General features: G+C 74.6%; 15 protein-coding genes and 4 pseudogenes. 15 read left to right on the top strand and 4 right to left on the bottom strand.

Annotation, left to right across the window (positions count from 1 at the left end):
* Positions 1–128 precede the first annotated feature (128 nt).
* The 4 genes and pseudogenes from ACFXGI_RS12400 to ACFXGI_RS12385 all read left to right on the top strand — a co-directional run bounded on the left by ACFXGI_RS12400 (position 129) and on the right by ACFXGI_RS12385 (position 5,334).
* Complete coding sequence (locus ACFXGI_RS12400; RefSeq protein ID WP_384705483.1) at positions 129–1,502, top strand: MFS transporter; 1,374 nt, start codon at positions 129–131, stop codon at positions 1,500–1,502.
* 140 nt (positions 1,503–1,642) lie between these two features.
* Complete coding sequence (locus ACFXGI_RS12395) at positions 1,643–2,962, top strand: cytochrome P450 (RefSeq protein WP_384705359.1); 1,320 nt, start codon at positions 1,643–1,645, stop codon at positions 2,960–2,962.
* A 129-nt stretch (positions 2,963–3,091) separates the two neighbouring features.
* Positions 3,092–3,229 (top strand): annotated as a pseudogene (locus tag ACFXGI_RS12390) (TetR family transcriptional regulator); the annotation flags it as partial.
* A gap of 461 nt (positions 3,230–3,690) precedes the next feature.
* On the top strand, positions 3,691–5,334 hold the full coding sequence (locus ACFXGI_RS12385; RefSeq protein ID WP_384705358.1) for an isovaleryl-CoA dehydrogenase: 1,644 nt from the start codon (positions 3,691–3,693) through the stop codon (positions 5,332–5,334).
* Positions 5,335–5,724: 390 nt separating this feature from the next.
* On the opposite strand, the gene ACFXGI_RS12380 is transcribed toward ACFXGI_RS12385, so the two are convergent.
* The gene (locus tag ACFXGI_RS12380; protein ID WP_384705357.1) at positions 5,725–6,216 is read right to left on the bottom strand and encodes a DUF3995 domain-containing protein; all 492 of its coding nucleotides are present in this window, start codon (positions 6,214–6,216) and stop codon (positions 5,725–5,727) included.
* A gap of 66 nt (positions 6,217–6,282) precedes the next feature.
* Between ACFXGI_RS12380 and ACFXGI_RS12375 the strand changes: the two genes are divergently transcribed.
* Positions 6,283–6,882, top strand: coding sequence for a TetR/AcrR family transcriptional regulator (locus tag ACFXGI_RS12375; protein WP_384705356.1), 600 nt, complete (start codon positions 6,283–6,285; stop codon positions 6,880–6,882).
* A 348-nt stretch (positions 6,883–7,230) separates the two neighbouring features.
* On the opposite strand, the gene ACFXGI_RS12370 is transcribed toward ACFXGI_RS12375, so the two are convergent.
* Positions 7,231–7,818 (bottom strand): TetR family transcriptional regulator, encoded by a 588-nt coding sequence (locus ACFXGI_RS12370; protein WP_384705355.1) that lies wholly within the window; start codon positions 7,816–7,818, stop codon positions 7,231–7,233.
* A gap of 101 nt (positions 7,819–7,919) precedes the next feature.
* Between ACFXGI_RS12370 and ACFXGI_RS12365 the strand changes: the two genes are divergently transcribed.
* Positions 7,920–8,903, top strand: a complete 984-nt coding sequence (locus ACFXGI_RS12365) for an aldo/keto reductase (RefSeq protein WP_384705354.1) — start codon at positions 7,920–7,922, stop codon at positions 8,901–8,903.
* Positions 8,904–8,993: 90 nt separating this feature from the next.
* Here ACFXGI_RS12365 and ACFXGI_RS12360 read toward each other — a convergent pair.
* Positions 8,994–9,194, bottom strand: a pseudogene (locus ACFXGI_RS12360) (indole acetimide hydrolase); the annotation flags it as partial.
* Positions 9,195–9,334: 140 nt separating this feature from the next.
* Here ACFXGI_RS12360 and ACFXGI_RS12355 point away from each other — a divergent pair.
* The 3 genes and pseudogenes from ACFXGI_RS12355 to ACFXGI_RS12345 all read left to right on the top strand — a co-directional run.
* Positions 9,335–9,763, top strand: a pseudogene (locus ACFXGI_RS12355) (transposase family protein); the annotation flags it as partial.
* Positions 9,747–10,342, top strand: a pseudogene (locus ACFXGI_RS12350) (TetR/AcrR family transcriptional regulator). The pseudogenes ACFXGI_RS12355 and ACFXGI_RS12350, both read left to right, overlap by 17 nt.
* 74 nt (positions 10,343–10,416) lie before the next feature.
* The gene (locus tag ACFXGI_RS12345) at positions 10,417–10,692 is read left to right on the top strand and encodes a DUF6225 family protein (RefSeq protein WP_384705353.1); all 276 of its coding nucleotides are present in this window, start codon (positions 10,417–10,419) and stop codon (positions 10,690–10,692) included.
* Here the strand turns inward: ACFXGI_RS12345 and ACFXGI_RS12340 are convergent.
* Positions 10,671–11,600, bottom strand: coding sequence for an alpha/beta fold hydrolase (locus tag ACFXGI_RS12340; protein WP_384705352.1), 930 nt, complete (start codon positions 11,598–11,600; stop codon positions 10,671–10,673). The genes ACFXGI_RS12345 and ACFXGI_RS12340 overlap by 22 nt on opposite strands.
* 90 nt (positions 11,601–11,690) lie before the next feature.
* On the opposite strand from ACFXGI_RS12340, the gene ACFXGI_RS12335 reads away from it, so the two are divergent.
* The 6 genes from ACFXGI_RS12335 to ACFXGI_RS12310 all read left to right on the top strand — a co-directional run bounded on the left by ACFXGI_RS12335 (position 11,691) and on the right by ACFXGI_RS12310 (position 19,241).
* The gene (locus ACFXGI_RS12335) at positions 11,691–12,128 is read left to right on the top strand and encodes a MarR family winged helix-turn-helix transcriptional regulator (protein ID WP_384705482.1); all 438 of its coding nucleotides are present in this window, start codon (positions 11,691–11,693) and stop codon (positions 12,126–12,128) included.
* Positions 12,129–12,185: 57 nt separating this feature from the next.
* Positions 12,186–12,983 carry a DUF4037 domain-containing protein gene (locus ACFXGI_RS12330; protein WP_384705351.1) on the top strand — a complete coding sequence of 266 codons (798 nt, stop codon included), beginning with the start codon at positions 12,186–12,188 and terminating at the stop codon, positions 12,981–12,983.
* A gap of 196 nt (positions 12,984–13,179) precedes the next feature.
* Positions 13,180–14,046, top strand: a complete 867-nt coding sequence (locus ACFXGI_RS12325; protein WP_384705350.1) for an alpha/beta fold hydrolase — start codon at positions 13,180–13,182, stop codon at positions 14,044–14,046.
* A gap of 44 nt (positions 14,047–14,090) precedes the next feature.
* Entirely contained in the window at positions 14,091–15,728 is a 1,638-nt protein-coding gene (locus tag ACFXGI_RS12320; protein ID WP_384705349.1) for a glutamate synthase subunit beta, read from the top strand.
* Positions 15,729–15,815: 87 nt separating this feature from the next.
* The gene (locus ACFXGI_RS12315) at positions 15,816–17,840 is read left to right on the top strand and encodes a prolyl oligopeptidase family protein (protein ID WP_384705348.1); all 2,025 of its coding nucleotides are present in this window, start codon (positions 15,816–15,818) and stop codon (positions 17,838–17,840) included.
* 75 nt (positions 17,841–17,915) lie between these two features.
* A complete protein-coding gene (locus ACFXGI_RS12310; RefSeq protein ID WP_384705347.1) occupies positions 17,916–19,241 on the top strand; it encodes an MFS transporter in 1,326 nt (441 codons plus the stop codon).
* Positions 19,242–19,243: the final 2 nt, after the last annotated feature.

Genomic DNA, 19,243 nt, shown 5'->3' with positions numbered 1-19,243 from the left:
GGGCGATCGTTTCCGTTGTGAGCGAAGCAACCGTACGCACCACCCGTCCCTCCCCGTCCGCCCCGGCGGGCCGCCCGGCCTCCGGGCCAGCCCCGGCCCCGGCCGCGCCTCCCGGGCCCCCGGCGGCGATCGGCCCGCTCGGGCTGTTCACCGTGCTGCTCGGCGCGGCCCTGCCCCTGATCGACTTCTTCATCGTCAACGTGGCGCTGCCCGCCATCGACAGCGACCTCGCGGCCGGACCCGCCACGCTGGAGCTGATCGTCGGCGGCTACGGCGTCGCGTACGCCGTGCTCCTCGTCCTCGGCGGCCGTCTCGGCGACATGGCCGGACGGCGCCGGCTCTTCCTGATCGGCATGGCCGCCTTCGGTGTCACCTCGCTGCTCTGCGGGCTGGCGCCCACCGCCTGGACCCTGGTCGGGGCGAGGGTGGCGCAGGGCGCCGCGGCCGCGCTGATGCTGCCGCAGGTGCTCGCCACCATCCAGGCGACCACCCAGGGCCCGCGCCGGGCCCGGGCGATGAGCCTGTACGGGGCCACCGCCGGGCTGTCGATGGTCGCCGGGCAGATCCTGGGCGGCGTCCTGGTCGCCGCCGACATCGCCGGCTTCGGCTGGCGCTCGGTGTTCCTGGTCAACGTGCCGGTGGTGGTGCTCGGGCTGGTGCTCGCCACCCGTGCCGTGCCGGAGACCCGCTCGGACCGGCCGGCCTCGGTCGACGTACCGGGGACGCTGCTGCTCGCCCTGTCCCTCGTATCCCTGCTGCTGCCGCTGACCGAGGGCCGGGCGGCCGGCTGGCCGCTGTGGACCTGGGTCTCGCTCGCCGTCTTCCCGTTCGCCGCCACGGCCTTCTACCGGACCGAGCGCCGCGCCGACCGGCTCGGCCGTACCCCGCTGGTGCCGCCGAGCCTGCTGCGACTGCAGTCGCTGCGGCGAGGCCTGGTCCTGATGGTGCCGTTCTCGATCGGCTTCAGCGGTTTCATGTTCGTCATCGCGGTGGTCCTGCAGCAGGGGCTGCGGATGGGCCCGGTCGAGGCGGGGCTCGCACTCGTGCCGATGGCCGTGGCCTTCTTCGCGGCCTCGCTCGCCGGACCGCGGCTGGTCGGCCGGTTCGGCAGCCGCGTCGTCACCGCGGGCGGCGTCCTCCAGGCCGTCGGCGTCATCCTGCTCACCCTTGAGGTCCTGCGCGGCTGGCCGGACCTCGGGCTGGCCTCCCTCGCCCCGGGCGTCGCCGTCGCCGGCCTCGGCCAGGGACTCCAACTGCCCGTCCTGATGCGGCTGATGCTGTCCGACGTGCCGGCCGACCGGGCGGGCGTGGGCGGCGGGGTCATGATCACCACGCAGCAGTCGGCGCTGGCCCTCGGCGTCGCCACCCTCGGCAGCCTGTTCCTCGCCCTGGTCCCGTCGGCGGGCATGCGGGACGCACTCGCCGTCACCCTGCTGGTGCAGCTGGGCATGATCGTCCTGACGGCGCTCCTGAGCCTGCGCCTGCCGCGGGTGGTGCGGTGACCCGCGACCCGTGACCCGGCCTTCCGGGACCCCGCCCTCCAGCGAGGGCGGGGTGTCACGATATGCGTGGGCTCCCGTACAGTCCGTGATGCCCGCGCTCCGTCAGGGGCCGGGAACAGCGGCCGAACAGGAGATGATCCGTGGCGACCGAAGCCGGCTTCGACCCCCGTCCGCCCGCCGCCCGCACGGGCCGGCCGGTCCCCGAGCTGGATCCCGCCCTCGTGGAGCGGTGGCGCTGCGACGGCGGCGAACTGGTGGAACTGCTGGCCTTGGTGCGCGAACGGCACGGCGGGGTCGCGGCGTTCCGTCTCGGGCCGAGCCCCACGGTCCTGGTCACGGACCCCGGGGCGGTCCGGCACGTGCTGGCCCTGCGCCCCGACCGCTACGTCAAGCGCTCCCACCGAGCCCGCCTGTTGATCGGCGACGGCGTACTCGCCGCCACCGGCGAGGCCTGGAAGAGCCAACGGCGGCTGCTGCAGTCCCAGTTCACCGGCACCGGCATGCGCCGCCACGAGCGGCGGATCGCGGAGGCCGCACGGGTCACCGCCGAGCGCTGGGCCGCGTACGCCCGCACCGGTCAGCCGCTCGACATCGGCCTGGAGATGCGCCGCTTCGCCCTGGACACGATCTGGCGCTCCCTCACCGGACATCCCCTCGACGACGACACCGACCGCGAACTGGGCGCCGTCGCCGCCGTGGTGGCCGCGATGCCGACCCTGCCGGCCGACACCGCCGACGCCCGGGACGCCGTCGCCACCGACCTCGCCAGGATCGACGCCGTCGCGCACCGTGCCATCGCGGCCGCCCGCGCCGGCGAGGCCGGGCCCGACGGTCCGGGCCTCCTGCACCTCCTGATCGGCGCGGCCGGCGAACGCCCCGAGTACACCGACCGGCTGATCCGCGACGAGCTGATCACGCTGCTCGTCGCCGGCCACGAGACCACCGCCACCACCCTGACCTGGCTCTACCTGCTGCTCGACCGGCACCCCGGGGCCCGCGACGAGGCCCTCGCCGCGGGCGCCCCCGGCTCGGCGGAACGCCGCCGAGCCGTCCAGGCCCTGGTGCACGAGACGCTCCGGCTCTACCCGTCTGCGTGGATCCTGCCCCGGTACGCCGCCGAGGCCGACGTCATGGCCGGCTATGCCGTGGAAGCGGGCTCCGACGTGGTGGTCTGCCCGTACCTCACGCACCGAGACCCCGAACTGTGGCCGGATCCCGAGGGGTTCGACCCCCGCCGCTTCACCACCCCGGACGGCCGCCCCACCCACCCCGGCGCCTACCTCCCCTTCGGCATCGGCCCCCGTGCCTGCCTCGGCCTGCAGTTCGCCCTCCGCGAGTCGACCGTCCTGCTCGAACAGCTGCTGCCCGCCCACGTCCCGGCCTTCCGGTCCGTCCCCGCCAAGGCCGCGTACAGCATCACCGTCCGCCCCGACGGCCCCACCCCGGCGACCCTCACCTAGGTCGTGTCGTCGAAGTCCCGGCTGGCCGGCGGGGTCACTTTGACGACACTCCCCAGGGGGTGCCCTCCCGGCACGGTCGGACCAGTCCGGATCTGGTGTGAAGCAGTGAATCGGTGCTTCAATCCTTCCATGCCCTACCGTCGCCCGCCTTCCGTACAGGCCCGTCTCGACGCCCGGCGGGACCGGGTGCTCGAAGCCGCCGTCCACCTGCTCGCCCGGGAGGGGTACGGCGGCTGCTCGGTCGCCGCCATCGCCGCCGAGGCCGGGATCTCCACCGGCAGCGTGTACCAGTCGTTCTCCGGGAAGTCCGAGCTGGCCGCCGCGCTCTTCCGCACGCTCGTGGCCCGGGAGCTGGAGGCCGTGGCCGCCGCGACGGAGCGCCCGGGCGGGGCCGCGCAGCGGGTGGCCGCCGCCGTCGAGACCTTCGCCTACCGGGCGCTGCAGGCGCCGCGCCGGGCCTTCGCCCTGCTGGCGGAGCCGGCCGACCCCGCCGTCGACGCCGAACGCCTCCTCTTCCGGAGGGCGTTCCGCGACGTCTACGCCGGACAGATTGCGGCGGGCGTGGCCTCCGGAGAACTGCCGCCACAATCACCCGAGTTGACTGCCGCCGCGCTCGTCGGCGCGATCGCCGAAGCGCTCGTCGGGCCGCTGGCCGACGGGGACGCGGCCCCGGGGGGACGTCATCCCCGGCCTGATCACCTTCACCCTGCGTGCCCTTGGAGGACACGATGCCGCAGACGCATGAGGTCACCAACCAGGTTCCCCCGCACCACGGTTACGACGCGGCCGCCGACCCGGCCCTGCTGGAGGCGGTCGCCCGGGAGGGCGCCGCGTGGGCGATACCCGCGCTCCACCGGCTCGGCGCCCTCGCCGGCTCCGAACAGGCCGCGGAATGGGGCCGCGTGGCCAACGAGAACCCGCCGGTGCTGCGCACCCACGACCGCTACGGCCACCGGATCGACGAGGTGGAGTTCCACCCGTACTGGCACGAGCTGATGGGCACCGCCGTCTCCCACGGGCTGCACGCCGCGCCCTGGGCCGACGACCGGGCCGGGGCGCACGTCGCGCGGGCCGCGAAGTTCCTCGTCTGGGGCCAGGTCGAGGCGGGTCACTCCTGCCCCGTGTCCATGACGTACGCCGCCGTACCCGCGCTGCGGGCGACCCCGGAGCTCGCCGCATGGCTGGAGCCGCTGCTCGCCTCCCGTACGTACGACTACGGGCTGCGCCGGCCGGACACCAAGCAGGGCCTGATCGCAGGCATGTCGATGACCGAGAAGCAGGGCGGTTCCGACGTACGCGCCAACACCACCACCGCCGTCCGGGCCCCGGACGGCACCTATCGGCTGACCGGGCACAAGTGGTTCACCTCCGCTCCCATGTCGGACGTGTTCCTGACGCTGGCTCAGGCGCCGGGCGGGCTTTCCTGTTTCCTGCTGCCGCGGGTCCTGCCCGACGGCAGCAGGAACCGGCTTTTGCTCCAGCGCCTCAAGGACAAGCTGGGCAACCGGTCCAACGCCTCCGCCGAGATCGAGTACGACGAGGCCTTCGGCTGGCTGGTGGGGGAGGAGGGGCGCGGCGTCGCGACCATCATCGAGATGGTCAACATGACCCGGCTCGACTGCGTGCTCGGCGGGGCGTCCGGCATGCGGCTCGGCACCATCCGCGCCGTCCACCACGCCACGCACCGGCGGGCGTTCGGCAAGGCGCTCATCGACCAGCCCCTGATGCGCAACGTCCTCGCCGACCTCGCGCTCGAATCCGAGGCGGCGACCGCCGTCGCCCTGCGCCTCGCGGGCGCCACGGACCGGGTGTCCCGGGGCGGCCAGGACGAGGCGCTGCTGCGCCGGCTGGGGCTGGCGGTCACCAAGTACTGGGTCTGCAAGCGCGCCCCCGGGCATGCGGCCGAAGCCCTCGAATGCCTGGGCGGCAACGGCTACATCGAGGACTCCGGCATGCCGCGCCTCTACCGGGAGGCCCCGCTGTCGTCGATCTGGGAGGGCTCCGGCAACGTCGCGGCCCTGGACTCGCTGCGGGCGATGGCCCGGCAGCCGGAGACCGTCGAGGCCTTCTTCGAGGAGGTCGGGCGGGCTTCGGGCGCCGACCGGCACCTGGACGCGGCGGTGGCCGGGCTGCACAAGCAGCTGGCCGATCCGGCCGAGGCCGAGTACCGGGCCCGGCAGCTGACCGAGACGATGGCCCTGGCCTTCCAGGCGTCGCTGCTGCTGCGCCACGCCCCGGGCGCCGTGGCGGAGGCCTTCTGCGCCTCCCGTCTGGGCGGCGAGCACGGCGGCGCGTACGGGACGCTCCCGACGGGCGTGGACACGGAGACCATCCTGGCCCGGGCGCGGACGGCGGACGCCCCGACCGCCTGACGCAGCTGCGCCGACGGGCGCCGCCGCGCGGTCCGCGGGCGTGGCCTGCCGGACGGGCAGGCCACGCCGACACCCGGCCTGCGGCCCCTCGCCGGCGGTCGGTCCGCGGGCCCGCCGGAGCGGGTCCGCGGCCTCGCGGCGGCCTCGCGGCCTTCCGGCTCCCGGACCGGGGCGCCTGGTCCGGGGTGCCTGTCGGGGATCGTTCGCGGTCCGCCCCGCAGTTGCTTCGCCGCCTCGTGGCTGCCGGTCGGACCGGCCGTGGGCGCAGCCGCGGACGGACTCCGGCCCCGTACGCGTCCCGGCGCAGCGGCTCCGCATGCCGGGCGCGGCCCTGCCGCGGCGGGGCCGCCGCCCGGGCCGGCGGTCCTTCGCGGCCGCGCCGCCCGCCGGTCAGGCGCGGCGGCGCCGGGTGCGCAGGGCCACGTACCCGGTGAGCCCGCCCAGCGCGACGCACAGCGGCGAGTAGAGCCGCAGGTCCCAGTGGCGGAACTCGGCCGGCTTGGACCACAGTCCGAGCCCGGAGCCCGCCAGTCCGCCGAGTCCGCGTGCCGCCATTGCTCCGGACACCGCCCACAGCCCGGCCCGTACCGGCCGGGACCGCCCGAACCGGCTCGCCGGCCGCGCCCCGGTCGCCACCAGCCCGGCGGCGGCGCCCAGCGCGCCCGCCACCGCGAGCGTCAGCGGCCCGGACGGCAGCCGCTCCTCCTCCACCCCGACCACCACGGCAGCGAACTCGGCCCGCGAGTCCAGTGGCCAGGGGGAGAACACCCACACCACGTGCAGGGCGCCCGCGGCGAGCAGTCCTCCGGCCGCAGCCGCCGCCGCACCCCGTACCCCGGCTCCCGTGTGTTCCGTACCGACCCGCCTGGTCATGGCGCTCATGACAGCACCCCTCTCCCCAGTTCCGTACACCTCTGTATGGATGTTCCGTACAGTACTGTACGGAACATGGCCAAGGGGAGAGTGACCAAGGAGGAATGGACGGCAGCGGCGCTCCGCGCGCTGGCCCGGGGTGGTCTCGCGGCGGTGGCGGTGGACGTGCTCGCCCGCGAACTCGCGGTCTCCCGCGGCAGTTTCTACTGGCACTTCGAGAACCGGGAGGCCCTGCTCGTGGCCGCCCTGGAGACCTGGGAGCGGCGCGCCACCGCGGAGGTCGTCACCGCCGTCCGGGAGGAGGGCGATCCGTGGACGCGGGCGCGGATGCTGTTCGCCGTCGCGCTGGGCTCCGAGGAGATCGCCGGACTGGAACCGGCCCTCGTCGCGCACACCGCCCACCCCGCGGTCGCCGAGGTCGTCGCCCGGGTCACCCGGACCCGGCTGGACTTCCTCGCGGAGATCTTCGGCGGGCTGGGCTTCGGGCCGCAGGAGGCCCGCCATCGCGCCCTGGCCGGGTACGCCGCCTACCTGGGCTGGCTGGAACTGCGCAGGACGGCCCCCGACACGGCCCCGGAGGTGCTGCCGGAGGACCCGGACGCGCAGCCGGCGCTGGACCACCTCATCGGCATGATCCTGACGGCCCCGTCCCCGTCGTCCCCGCCGGCCTCGTAGGGGGCCAGGCCCCGTCCCGGTGGGCGGGGGCAGGCGGGGAGTCGCGGTGGACCGGCGCACCGGCGGGCCCACCGGCCGATGCCGGTCGTGCCCAAGGCGGCCGGTGCGGATCCGGTGCCGACACCGCGGCGACGGCCGGGGCCGCCCCTGGGGCGTTTCGTCGAAGTCCCGTCCGGCCGGCGGGGTCTGGCACGCACGCTCGCCGCGTCGTCGGTCACCGATGTCCCCCAGCTACCGCTGGGAGGTGCCCCCACCGCGTCGATTCCCTCCTCCGCCTTGCGATCGCACGCACCAGGCCCCGCCGGCCCCGCCCTCCCCGGGCGGCCGACGCCACTTTGACAGCACTCCCTAGAAGGTGTCCTTCGGCGGCGCAGTGATGCGGCGTACGGCCTCGACCACCGCCGCGCGGTGCCGGGCCAGCCGTTCGGGCGTCCAGCCGGTGCCCGCGCCGCCCGCGGCCGGCCCGCCCACGGCGCCGAACCAGGCCTGGGACAGGCCCAGTACGAGCGTGAGGATGTCGGCGGGGTCCAGCGCGGCGTCGATGCGCCCCGCCCGCTGGGCCTCCTCCACCACCGCGATCTTGCCGCGGTAGGACTCCGCCTCCGTGTCCGTGGCGCCGGGCCGCTCCAGCTGCTTCCACACCACGAGCCGCATCAGGGCCGGCTGCGCGACGAGGTGGTCGAAGACGGCGCCCGCGTACCCCGGCAGGTCGTCGGCGTCGAACGGGACGGACTCCGAACCGGTCTCCAGGGCCCGCCGGAGCACGGCGTCGAAAAGCTGCTCCTTGTTGCCGTAGTAGACGTAGATGAGCCGTTTGTTCGCCTGCGCGGCCTCGGCGATGCGATCGACCCGCGCACCGGCGATGCCGTACGCGGCGAATTCGGAGAAGGCCGCGTCGAGCAGGCGTGCCTTGGTCGCGCTGGAGTCCCGTGCCATGGGCGCAGCCTAGCAAGTAACTATCTGGTTATTGACATGTGGCGCGAGCCGGGTGCATAGTCGAACTATCCAGTTAGTTACTTACGGAGGAGTACGGCACCATGGAGATTCGCGCACTGGGCGGTCAGGGACTCGAGGTCGGAGCCGAAGGCCTCGGCCTGATGGGCATGAGCGCCCACTACGGAGCCACCGACGAGACCGAGGCCCTGGCCACCATCGACCGCGCGCTGGAGCTGGGCGTCACGCTGCTCGACACCGCCGAGGGGTACGGCCCCTTCCTGAACGAACAGCTCCTCGGCAAGGCGCTGGCCGGCCGCCGCGACGCCGCCGTCGTCGCCACCAAGACGGGCGTGGAGTTCACCGACGAGGGCGACCTCCGCGGCCACAACGGGACCCCCGAGTACATCCGCCGCTCGGCCGACCGCTCCCTGCGCCACCTCGGCACGGACCACATCGATCTGTACTACCTGCACCGCGTCGACCCGAACGTCCCGATCGAGGAGAGCATCGGGGCCATGGCCGAACTGGTCGCCGCGGGCAAGGTCCGCCACATCGGCCTGTGCGAGGCCGCGCCCGCCACCATCGCCCGCGCCCACGCCGTGCACCCGCTGGCCGCCGTGCAGACCGAGTACAGCCTCTTCGAACGCGGCATCGAGTACGACGGCGTCCTCGACACCCTGCACGATCTCGGCATCGGGCTCGTCGCGTACTCGCCGCTCGGCCGGGGCTTCCTGTCGGGCGCGATCACCACCCCGGACGATTTCGCGGCGGACGACTTCCGCCGCACGGACCCCCGCTTCCTGGGCGAGAACTTCGATCGCAACCTGGCCGTGGTCGACCAGGTCCGCCGGCTCGCCGCGGAAAAGGGAGTCACCCCCTCCCAGCTGGCCCTGGCCTGGACCCTGCGCCGGGGCGCGGTGCCGATCCCGGGCACGAAGCGCCGCCGCTACCTGGAGGAGAACATCGCCGCCACCGCGGTGGCGATCACGGACGCGGACCTGGCCGCCATCGAGGCGGTGGCCCCGCACGGGGTCGTCTCGGGCGACCGCTACGCCCCGGAGCTGATGCAGTCCCTCAACGGCTGACGCGCGGCGCCACCGCCGCGGGCCGCCGGACCGGCCGGCTCGTGTGACGGACGGGCCGGCAGGCGCACCGGCGGCACCCGGCGGGGGCCTTCACCCGCGGGGGTCCAGCGGGGTGAGGGCGTCGAGGCGGCTCTCGATCGCCTCGGCGGCGTCCAGGCACAGATCCTCCCGGAACGCACGCCCGACGATCTGGACCCCGTACGGAAGGCCGTCGGCCAGACCCGTCGGCACGGCCACGGCCACGGCCACGGCCGGGTCGCCCGCGAAGCCGGTCACGGTGCACAGGCGCATAGGTTCAGGCACGGATTTCGTGAAATGGATCGTGCTGCCGTACGCCGGTGACGCTTCGTCATCTCGGGCGTCATCCTTCGGCTGTGTGAGACCTTGCCGGAGATGGTGTTCCCGCACTTGGTGACGGTGCCGTCTGTCCAGGGTGCGGGGAGTCGTCGACGCGCGTGCACAGCCGCTACGGGCTCAGGATCGCCGATGCGCCCGTCGGCGCCCGGCCGGTGCGCATCGAGTCGTCGGTATGTCGGCTGTTCTGCGACAACAGCGGCTGCGCGCGGGTGATCGGCGCACTCGGTGTCGTCCTGGCCGCTCGCGCCGTGGCTCGGCTGGAGCTGCTGATGGGCATCGTGGTCAGCCGGATGACGGTGCTGCGCGTGGTGATGGCGGTACCGGAGCCGGCCTGGATGGTGCCGCGGGTGCGGGGGGGTGGACGAGTTCGCCACCGGGAAGGGCCGCCGGTACGGCACCATCCTGATCGACTGCGAGACCCGCCAGCCCTTGGACCTGCTGCCCGACCGCGAGGCCGAGACCCCTCGATATGCCCATCAGGCAAGTATCCCGCCTGGTGCTGACGGTTCACGGAAACGGCTCATCGCCGAGGCCGTCTGCCGGCCGGCCGACGAGCGCGGACTCGAAGGCGTGACCCTGCGCGACATCGCCGCCCGCGCGCGGGTCTCGATGGGCGCCGTGCAGCGCTGCTTCCGCGCCAAGGAGGAGATGCTCGTCTTCGCCTCGGGTACGTGGGCGAGCGTCGGGGAGCGGGTACGGCCCGGCTGGCCGGGAGCCCAGCCCGGTCGGCCGGCACTGCCCTGGGGTACGCGGCCACCGAGGTCGCGCTGCTGCGGGAGGAGCACCGGCCCGAGGCCAGGGTCTGGCCGGCCGTCGTCGCGCAGGCGGCGGTCAGCGAGTCGCTCGCCGGCATGCTGCGGGCGAACCGTGCCGCCCTGCACGAGTCGTTCACGCAGCTCATCACCGAGGCGGCGGAGGGCGACGGCCGCACGGGGCCCGTCGACACGCACTGTGAGGCCCGCAGTCTTCTTGCCCTCGCGGACGGGCTCACCGCGCACGTCCTCATCGGCCACCTCGCCCCGTCCGAGGCGCGAGAGGTCCTCCACGCGCACCTGGACGGTCTCCGGACGCACTCCGGGTGACGGTCGTCGCGGATGCGGGAAACAATCCGGCGCGCCGTGGCCGTGGTGCACCCTTCGCGCTCTAATGTCGCCGCATGGCTGACACGTTCGATCACAATCCGCAGGTGTGGACCGCTGGCCGGCTCCGCGAGGTGCTGGCAGCGCTGCCCGACGAGACCCCGATCCACATCGGCGTCGCCGACGGCCCCGGGGACTTCGAGGGCTACGGGGAGTACGTCCTCGTGGACGCCGAGCCCGTCGAGGTGGACGTCGACGGCGACGGCGACCACGACGGCGAGCCGGGTCATCGCGTCCAGTTCACGCTGTTCGCCGACGCCGCCGCCGGGGCCTACCACCTCGACCTGGACTGACCTTCCCGGTCGCCGTCGCCGTCGCCGCCGTCGCCCCGGTCGTCCGGTTCGGCCCTGAGGAACTCGCAGACCAGGCGGTTCGTCTCCGCGGGCGCCGCCGTGGGCAGCGCGTAGTGGGTGAGCCGCGGGAGCCTCTCGATCCGGGCGTGCGGCACGGCCCCGCGGACGCGGGCCGCGACCCTCTCCGGATCGTGGGCGCCGCTGCGGCCCGCGAGCAGGACCAGCAGCGGGGCCTTCAGCGCCCCGGCGTCCGGGCGGCGGCCGACGATCAGCTTCCGGTGCGCGAAGTCCGAGGCCGCCAACGCGTACAGCCGCTTCCAGTCCGGGTCGGTGTCCGTGCCCGCCGTCTCGCGGTCGACGTAGGCAAGTGCGCGGGCCGTCCTCGGGCGCGCCAGCACGGGCAGTGAGCGCAGCAGGAATCCGGGGCGGAACCCCGCGAAGCACCGGGTCGGGTCGAGGAGCACCAGCCGGTCGACCCGCTCGGGTGCCCGCAGGGCGTACGTCAGGGCGATCCAGGCACCGTACGAATGCCCCAGCAGGTGGGCGCGGCGGATGCCGAGCCCGTCGAGGAGCGCGTCCAGCCACGCCATCAGGTCGGCGGTGGCGCGCAGCGGGCGGCCGGTACGGACACTGCGGCCGGCGTCGCCGAGGATGTCGACGGCGAGTACCCGGTGGTGGGCACCGAGCGCCGCGGCGTTGGCGAACCAGACGGCGCCGGTGGAGCCGCCGCCGTGCAGGAGCAGTACCGCGGGGGCCCCGGCCGGCCCGTACGCGTGGACGCGCGTCGTTCCGTACGGGGTCGGGACGTCGATCTCGGCGGTGCCGGCGGGCCAGCGCGCGAGCAGCGCCTCGTAGGCGGCGAAGAACTCTTGCGATGCGTCTGCGGATGCGGATGCGGATGCGCTCACGGTCACGGCAGGCCCCCGGATATCGTCTCGTTGACCGATCATCTCGTTCAGCGAGAGAATAGTCGAGTGAGCGATGACGACACCCCGGCCATGCGGCTGGTCCACCTCCTGCGCGCGGTCACGGTGGAACTCCACCTGCGCGGCGCCGAGTTCGCGGCGCGCAACGGGCTGCATCCGACCGATCTGCGGGCCCTGATCCGGCTGCTGGACGCCGACCGGGCGGGGGAGGCGGTCACCCCGGGGCGGCTCGGTGAGGCCCTGCGGCTCAACTCGGCGGGCACCACCGCGCTCCTCGACCGGCTGGAACGGCTGGGCCTGGTCCGCCGCAGCCGCGACGAGCAGGACCGGCGCCGGATCCTGCTCGTGGTGGAGCCGAAGGCCGTCGAGCTGGGCTGGTCCTTCTTCGGCCCGCTGATCGGCGGTCTGGTCGACGCGGCCGGGGAGTTCACGCCCGGTGAACTGGACGTCGTACGCCGCTACTTGACTGCGGCCCTGGACGCCGCCGGCCCCGCCGGCAGGGGTGCGTAGGGTCGGCTTGCCGCAATCCGACGGCCTGGCGCGGACCTGCGGTGCGAGACTCGCGCCGTGGAAACGATCATCCAAGACACGGCGGAGCGCCTGACCCGGGTACCCGGTGTGGTGGGCGTGATGCTCGGCGGCAGCCGGGCGCGCGGGGAACACCGGCCCGGATCGGACTGGGACCTCGGCGTCTACTACCGCGGCGCCCTCGACCTCGACGCGCTGCGCGCGCTGGCCGGGCCCGGAGCGGACGTGGCCGCGCCCGGCGGCTGGGGCCCCTGGGTCAACGGCGGCGCGTGGCTGCGGGTCGAGGGGGCCGCCGTGGACTGGATCCTGCGGGATCTGGACCGGGTCGGGCAGGTGTGGGAGCAGTGCCGCGAGGGCCGTTACGAGATCGGCGTGCAGGCCGGGCATCCGCTCGGCTTCTGGTCGCCGTGCTACGCGGGCGAGGTGGCGCTCGGGCAGGTGCTCGCCGACCCGACGGGCGAGCTGACGGAGCTTCGGCGGCGGACCGCCGACTACCCCGAACCGCTGCGCGAGGCGCTGACGGCGGCGGCCTGGGAGGCGGAGTTCCTGGCCGAGGGCGCGGCGAAGGGTGCGGCCCGGGGGGACGCCCTGTACGTGGCGCTGTGCCTGTCCCGGGCCGTGGGCGTGCTGGTGCAGGCGATGTTCGCCTCGGACCGCCGCTGGTGCCTCAACGAGAAGGGCGCGCTGGCCGTCGCCGAGACCCTGCCCGGCGCACCCGCCGACTTCGGGCGCCGCGTCCGCGGTCTGCTGGGTGCGCCCGGCACCACGGTCGAGGAGCTGACGGCCACCGTCGTGCAGGCGCGCGCCCTGATCGCGCAAGCCCGAGAAGGCCTCTGACCGCCTCGCGGCAGGCGGACCGAGGCGGACCGAGGCGGACCGAGGGGGACCGAGGCGGACCGAGACGGCACGGGGCGGCAGAGGGCGAACCGCTCGTCGCGCTGCGCCACGCGCCCGGTGGGGCCGCCTTCGGCAGGTCGCGGCCCGCCGGGAAACCCGTTTGCCCGGGGCCGGGGCCGCTGACAGGGTCTGCGGCATGCCTACCTTCGCCGCTCCCGACGGAACCACACTCGCCTATCGCGTCTCCGGCGCGGACGGGCCCCCGCTCGTCTGCCTGCCCGGCGGGCCGATGCGGGACTCCGCCTACCTCGGCGAGCTCGGCGGGCTCTCCGCGCACCGGCAGCTGATCATGCTCGATCTCCGGGGCACGGGCCGCTCGGAGCTGCCCGCCGACACCGGCTCCTACCGCTGCGACCGGCAGGTCGAGGACGTCGAGGCACTGCGCGAGCACCTCGGCCTCGACCGGATCGACCTGCTCGGGCACTCGGCCGGCGCCAACCTGGCCGTCCTGTACGCCGGCCGCCACCCGGAGCGCGTCGGCAAGCTCGTCCTGCTCACCCCGAGCGTCATGGCCGTCGGCATCACGATCACCGGCGAGGCCCGGCTCGAGACCGCCCGCCTGCGCCGGGGCGAGCCCTGGTACCCGGACGCGTACGCCGCCCTGGAGGCCCTCGCCGCCGGCCGGGGCACCGCCGACAGCCGGCAGGCGATCGCCCCCTTCCTCCACGGCCGCTGGGACGACGCGGCCCGCGCCTACGACGCCGCCGACGAGGCCCAGAAGAACGCCGAGGCCACGGCCGCCTACGCCGGCGAAGGCGCCTTCGACCCCGACGCCACCCGTAAGGCACTCGCGGGGCTCGGCGCGCCCGTGCTCGTCCTCGCGGGCGGGTCCGACGTGTCACTGCCCCAGTGCGCCGCAGCCGAGTACGCCACCCTGTTCCCGCACGCCCGGCTCATCGCCCAGCCCGGAGCCGGCCACGCCCCGTGGCTCGACGACCCCGAGCGGTTCACCGCGGCGACCACGGAATTCCTGGCCGCCGCGCAGGCCGGGAACCCGGCGTAGCCTGGTCTGACCGTCGTGTCCGCCCGTGACCAGGGAGGCGGCGTATGACCGACCCGTACGGGTTCCTCCGGACCCCCCGGAACCCCGTGCCGTCGCGCCCCGCGGACCAGCGGCTGGGCGACTGGCGCGAGGTGCACGCCGGGCAGACGCTGCTGCCCCTGGTGTCCGAGCAGGCGAACCGCTGCATGGACTGCGGAGTCGCCTTCTGCCACGGCGGCTGTCCGCTCGGCAACCTCATCCCCGAGTGGAACGCCTACGCCGCGCACGGCGACTGGCGGGCCGCGTCCGAGCGGCTGCACGCCACCAACAACTTCCCCGAGTTCACCGGCCGGCTCTGCCCGGCCCCCTGCGAGGACTCCTGCGTACTGGCGATCAACGCCGATCCGGTGACCATCAAGAACGTCGAGCAGACCATCGCCGACCAGGCCTGGGCGCTCGGGTACGCCCCGCCGGCACCGCCCGGCCGGCTCAGCGGGCAGACCGTGGCCGTCATCGGCTCCGGCCCGGCCGGGCTCGCCACGGCCCAGCAGCTGACCCGGGCCGGGCACACCGTCGTCGTCTACGAGCGGGCCGACCGCATCGGCGGCCTGCTCCGCTACGGCATCCCCGCCTTCAAGATGGAGAAGACCCACCTGGACCGGCGGATCGCCCAGATGCGGGCCGAGGGCACGGTCTTCCGTACGGACGCCGACATCGGAGGCCGCGTGGACGCGGGCGAACTGCGCCGCCGCCATGACGCGGTCGTCGTCGCGGTCGGGGCCGAGGAGCGCCGGGAACTGGCCGCGCCGGGCCGTGAACTGCACGGCATCCACCAGGCCATGGACTACCTGACCTGCGCCAACCGGGTCGGCGAGGGCGACTGCGCGGAGCCCGCGCTCACCGCCGAGGGCCGGCACGTGGTGATCGTCGGCGGCGGGGACACGGGCTCGGACTGTCTGGGCACCGCCCTGCGGCAGGGCGCGCTCTCCGTGGTCCAGCTCGACATCCGACCGGAGCCCGGCCCCGACCGGTCCGAGGGAGAGCCGTGGCCGCTGGTGCACCCGCAGGTGTACCGGATATCCCACGCCCACGAGGAGGCACGCGGGCGGCACGGCACCGACCCGCGCCTGTTCTCCAGCGCGACCATGCACTTCGAGGGCGATGCGGACGGCCGGGTACGGGCCCTGCACCTGACGGCGGTGGAGGCCGTGGGGCGCAGGCCCATGCCGGGCACCGAGCGGGTCATCGAGGCCGGGCTGGTCCTGCTGGCGCTCGGCTTCTCCGGCCCCGAGCGGGCCTGCCGGCTCGGCGAACAGCTCGGGCTCACCCGGGACGACCGGGGCAACTTCGCCCGGGACGCGGACTACGCGGCCCTCGGCGCGTCCGGCGCGTCCGGCGCGTCCGGCGCGTCCGGCACGTCCGCGCCACCGGCGGGCCGTGCCGCGAAGGCCGAGGCGCCGTCCTGGGCCGAGGCTCCGACGGCGGGTGCGCCTCCGGCCTGGGGCCGGCCCAGGGAGCAGCGGCCCTCCCGTCGCCGCCCCGACGGGGTCTTCGTGGCGGGCGACGCCGGGCGCGGCCAGTCCCTGGTGGTGTGGGCCATCGCGGAAGGCCGGGCGACGGCCGCCGCGGTGGACCGCTACCTCACCGGTTCCACGGCCCTGCCCGCCCCCGTGGGTGCCCACGACCGGCCGCTGTCGGCCTGACCGGCCCCGCCGGTACCCGGACGACCCGGAGCCCCCGCTCCGGGCGATGCGGCTCCGGGCCGCCCGGCGGGGCTGCACAATCGTGGGGTGACTGCTGAAGATCCTTTCCTGTGGCTGGAAGACGTCGAGGGCGAGCGCGCCCTGGCCTGGGTGGCGGAGCGGAACACGGAGACCGCCGCCGCGCTCACCGCCGACCCGCGCTTCGAGGCGCTGCGCGACGAACTGCGCGAGGTCCTCGACGACGCCGACCGCATCCCGTACACCGCCCGCCGCGGTGCGCACCTCTACAACTTCTGGCAGGACGCGGAGCGCCCGAAGGGCGTGTGGCGGCGTACGACGCTGGAGCAGTACCGCAAGGACGACCCCGACTGGGAGGTGCTCCTCGACATCGACGCCCTCGCCGCGCGGGAGGGCGAGGAGTGGGTGTGGGCGGGCGCCCGGGTGCGGTACCCGGATCACCGCCGCGCCTTGGTCCAGCTCTCCCGGGACGGCTCCGACGCCGTCGTGGTCCGCGAGTTCGACCTCGACGAGCGCGCGTTCGTACGGGGCGAGGAGGGCGGCTTCCGGGTCGAGGAGGCGAAGACCCGGATCGGCTGGATCGACGAGGACACCGTCTTCCTCGGCACCGACCTCGGACCGGGCTCGCTGACCGCCTCCGGCTACCCCCGTACGGTGCGGCGCTGGCGCCGGGGCACCCCCGTGACGGACGCCGCGGTCGTCTTCGAGGCCGAGCCCGGGGACGTGTCCGCCGCCGGCTGGCACGACCCGACCCCCGGCCACGAGCGCGACTTCGTCTCCCGCCACACCGACTTCTTCCACGACGAGCTGCACCTGCTCGCCGACGGCGACCGGCTCGTGAAGATCGATGTCCCTGACGACGCCGGGAAGTACGCGCACCGCCAGTGGCTGATCGTCACCCCGAAGACCCCCTGGCTCGGCCACCCGGCCGGCTCGCTCCTCGCCTTCGGCTTCGACGCCTTCCTCGCCGGGGACCGCACCGCGCACGTGCTGTTCGCGCCCGACGAGCGCACCGCGCTGGCCGGGCACAGCTGGACCCGCCACCACCTGATCCTGGAGACCCTCGCCGACGTCGCGACCCGCATCGAGGTCCTCACCCCGGGCCCGGACGGCTGGAGCCGCCGGCCGCTCGCGGACGTGCCGGCGCTGTCGTCGGCGACCGTCACCGACACCGACGCGGACGTCAGCGACGAGTACTTCCTCAACATCGACGGCTTCCTGCAGCCCTCCACGCTCGCCTACGGGCACATCGGCGCCGACTCCGAGCCGCTCAAGCAGGCTCCCGTCCGCTTCGACGCCCGCGGGCTGTCGGTCCGGCAGTTCTTCGCGACCTCCGCGGACGGTACACGCGTCCCGTACTTCGTCGTCGGCCCCGCCGGCCAGGACGGTCCCGGCCCCGCGCTCCTCTACGGCTACGGCGGCTTCCGGGACCAGCAGACCCCGGGCTACAGCCCGCTCACCGGCCGGGCCTGGCTCGCCCGCGGCGGTACGTACGCGGTCGCCAACATCCGCGGCGGCTCCGAGTACGGCCCCGCCTGGCACCAGGCCGCCCTCGGCGCGAACCGGGTCCGGGCCTTCGAGGACTTCGCCGCCGTCGCCGCCGACCTCACCGCCCGCGGCATCACCACCCCCGAACGGCTCGGCATCACCGGAGCCAGCAACGGCGGCCTGCTCATGGGCGCCATGCTGGTGCGCCACCCGGAGCTGTTCGGCGCGGTCGTCGCGAAGGTGCCGCTCCTGGACATGCTCCGCTACCACCGCCTGCTCGCCGGGGCCTCCTGGGTCGCCGAGTACGGGGACCCCGACAGCGAGGCGGACCGCCCCCACCTCGAAGCCCTCTCCCCGTACCGCAACCTCTCCGCGGACCGGCCGTACCCGCCGATGCTGCTGATGACCTCCACCCGCGACGACCGCGTCCACCCCGGCCACGCCCGCAAGACGGCCGCCCGGCTGCGGGAGCTGGGACACCGGGTGCTCTTCCACGAGAACACCGGCGGCGGCCACGGCGGAGCCAGCGACAACGAACAGGCAGCCGTCAACCAGGCGCTCGCGTACACGTTCCTGTGGCAACACCTGGGCGGCGAGGAGGCCTGAGCGGCCCGGCCGCGCGCGCCCGGGTGCGAAAAATGCGTTGCCCGGGCGCGGGCGGTTCCCTCACGATGACCCGTTGTGAGTACCACCCGTTTGTCCAGTTTGCTTCCGGATCTGTCCCCGTGGCGGTCCAGCCGCGACTTCCGGCTGCTCTTCTTCCAGGGCGCCGTCACGTTCTTCACGTCCTTCATGGCGATGATCGCCCTCCCGCTCCAGATCAAGCACCTGACGGACTCGCCGCTCGCGGTCGGTGCGATGGGCGCGGTGGAAATCGTCCCGCTCGTCGTCTTCGGCCTCTACGGCGGGGCCCTGGCCGACGCGATCGACCGGCGGCGGATGATCATGCTGAGCGAGGCCGGACTCGGGGTGCTGGCCCTGATCCTGCTCGTCAACTCCCTGCTGCCGAACCCGCTGCTGTGGCCCCTGTACGTGGTCGCGGCCGGCGTCTCGGCACTGGCCGGGCTGCAGCGCCCGGCCCTGGACTCGATGATGGCGCGGATCGTGCCCCACGAGCAGATGACCGCGGCCGCCGCCCTGAACGCGCTGCGCTACCAGATCGGCGCGATCGCCGGACCGGCGCTCGCCGGCCTGGTCGTCGCCTACGCCGGCTACCCGGCCGCCTACGGCATCACCCTCGCCGGCTTCGTCCTGTCCGTGATCCTGTGCACGCGGCTGGCCCCGGCACCGCCCTCGCCCGACGCGGAACGGCCCTCACTGCGCGGGATCGCCGAAGGCGCGCGCTACGCGTGGAGCCGGCCGGTGCTGCTGGGCACCTATGCGGTGGACCTGGCGGCGATGTTCTTCGCCTTTCCGAACACGATCTTCCCCTTCCTCGCGGACGAGCTCGATGCGGTGTGGGCGCTGGGCCTCATGTACTCGGCGGGCGCCGTGGGCTCCCTGGTCCTCGGGATGACCAGCGGCTGGACCTCCCGGGTACGGCGGCACGGCCTGTTCGTGGTGTGCGGGGCGGCAGTCTGGGGCGTGGCGATCGCGGCGACCGGCTGGTTCACCGACATCTGGGTGGTGCTGGCGTGCCTGGCGGTCGCGGGCGCCGGCGACATGCTGAGCGGCCTGGGGCGGGCGACGATCTGGAACCAGACCATCCCCGAGGAGCTGCGCGGGCGGCTGGCGGGCATCGAGGTGCTCTCGTACAGCGTGGGGCCGCAGCTGGGCCAGGTCCGCGCGGGCACGGTCGCGGGCTGGACGGGCACGCGGTCGGCGTTCTGGAGCGGTGGTCTGATGTGCGTGGCGGCGGTGGCGGCCCTCACCGTGGCGCTGCCCAAACTGGTGACGTACGACGCGGACACGGACGAGGACGCGCTGCGGCGCCGCGCCGAGAAGGACCGCGCCGAGAAGGACCGCCCCGAGAAGGAGGCGGAGCCGCTCCCCACGCCCACCTCGTGACG

Source organism: Streptomyces sp. NPDC059355, from assembly GCF_042752335.1.
Classification (GTDB): Bacteria; Actinomycetota; Actinomycetes; order Streptomycetales; family Streptomycetaceae; genus Streptomyces.
Note: the sequence above shows the minus strand (reverse complement) of the source record. Positions and strands in the feature narration are given on the sequence as shown.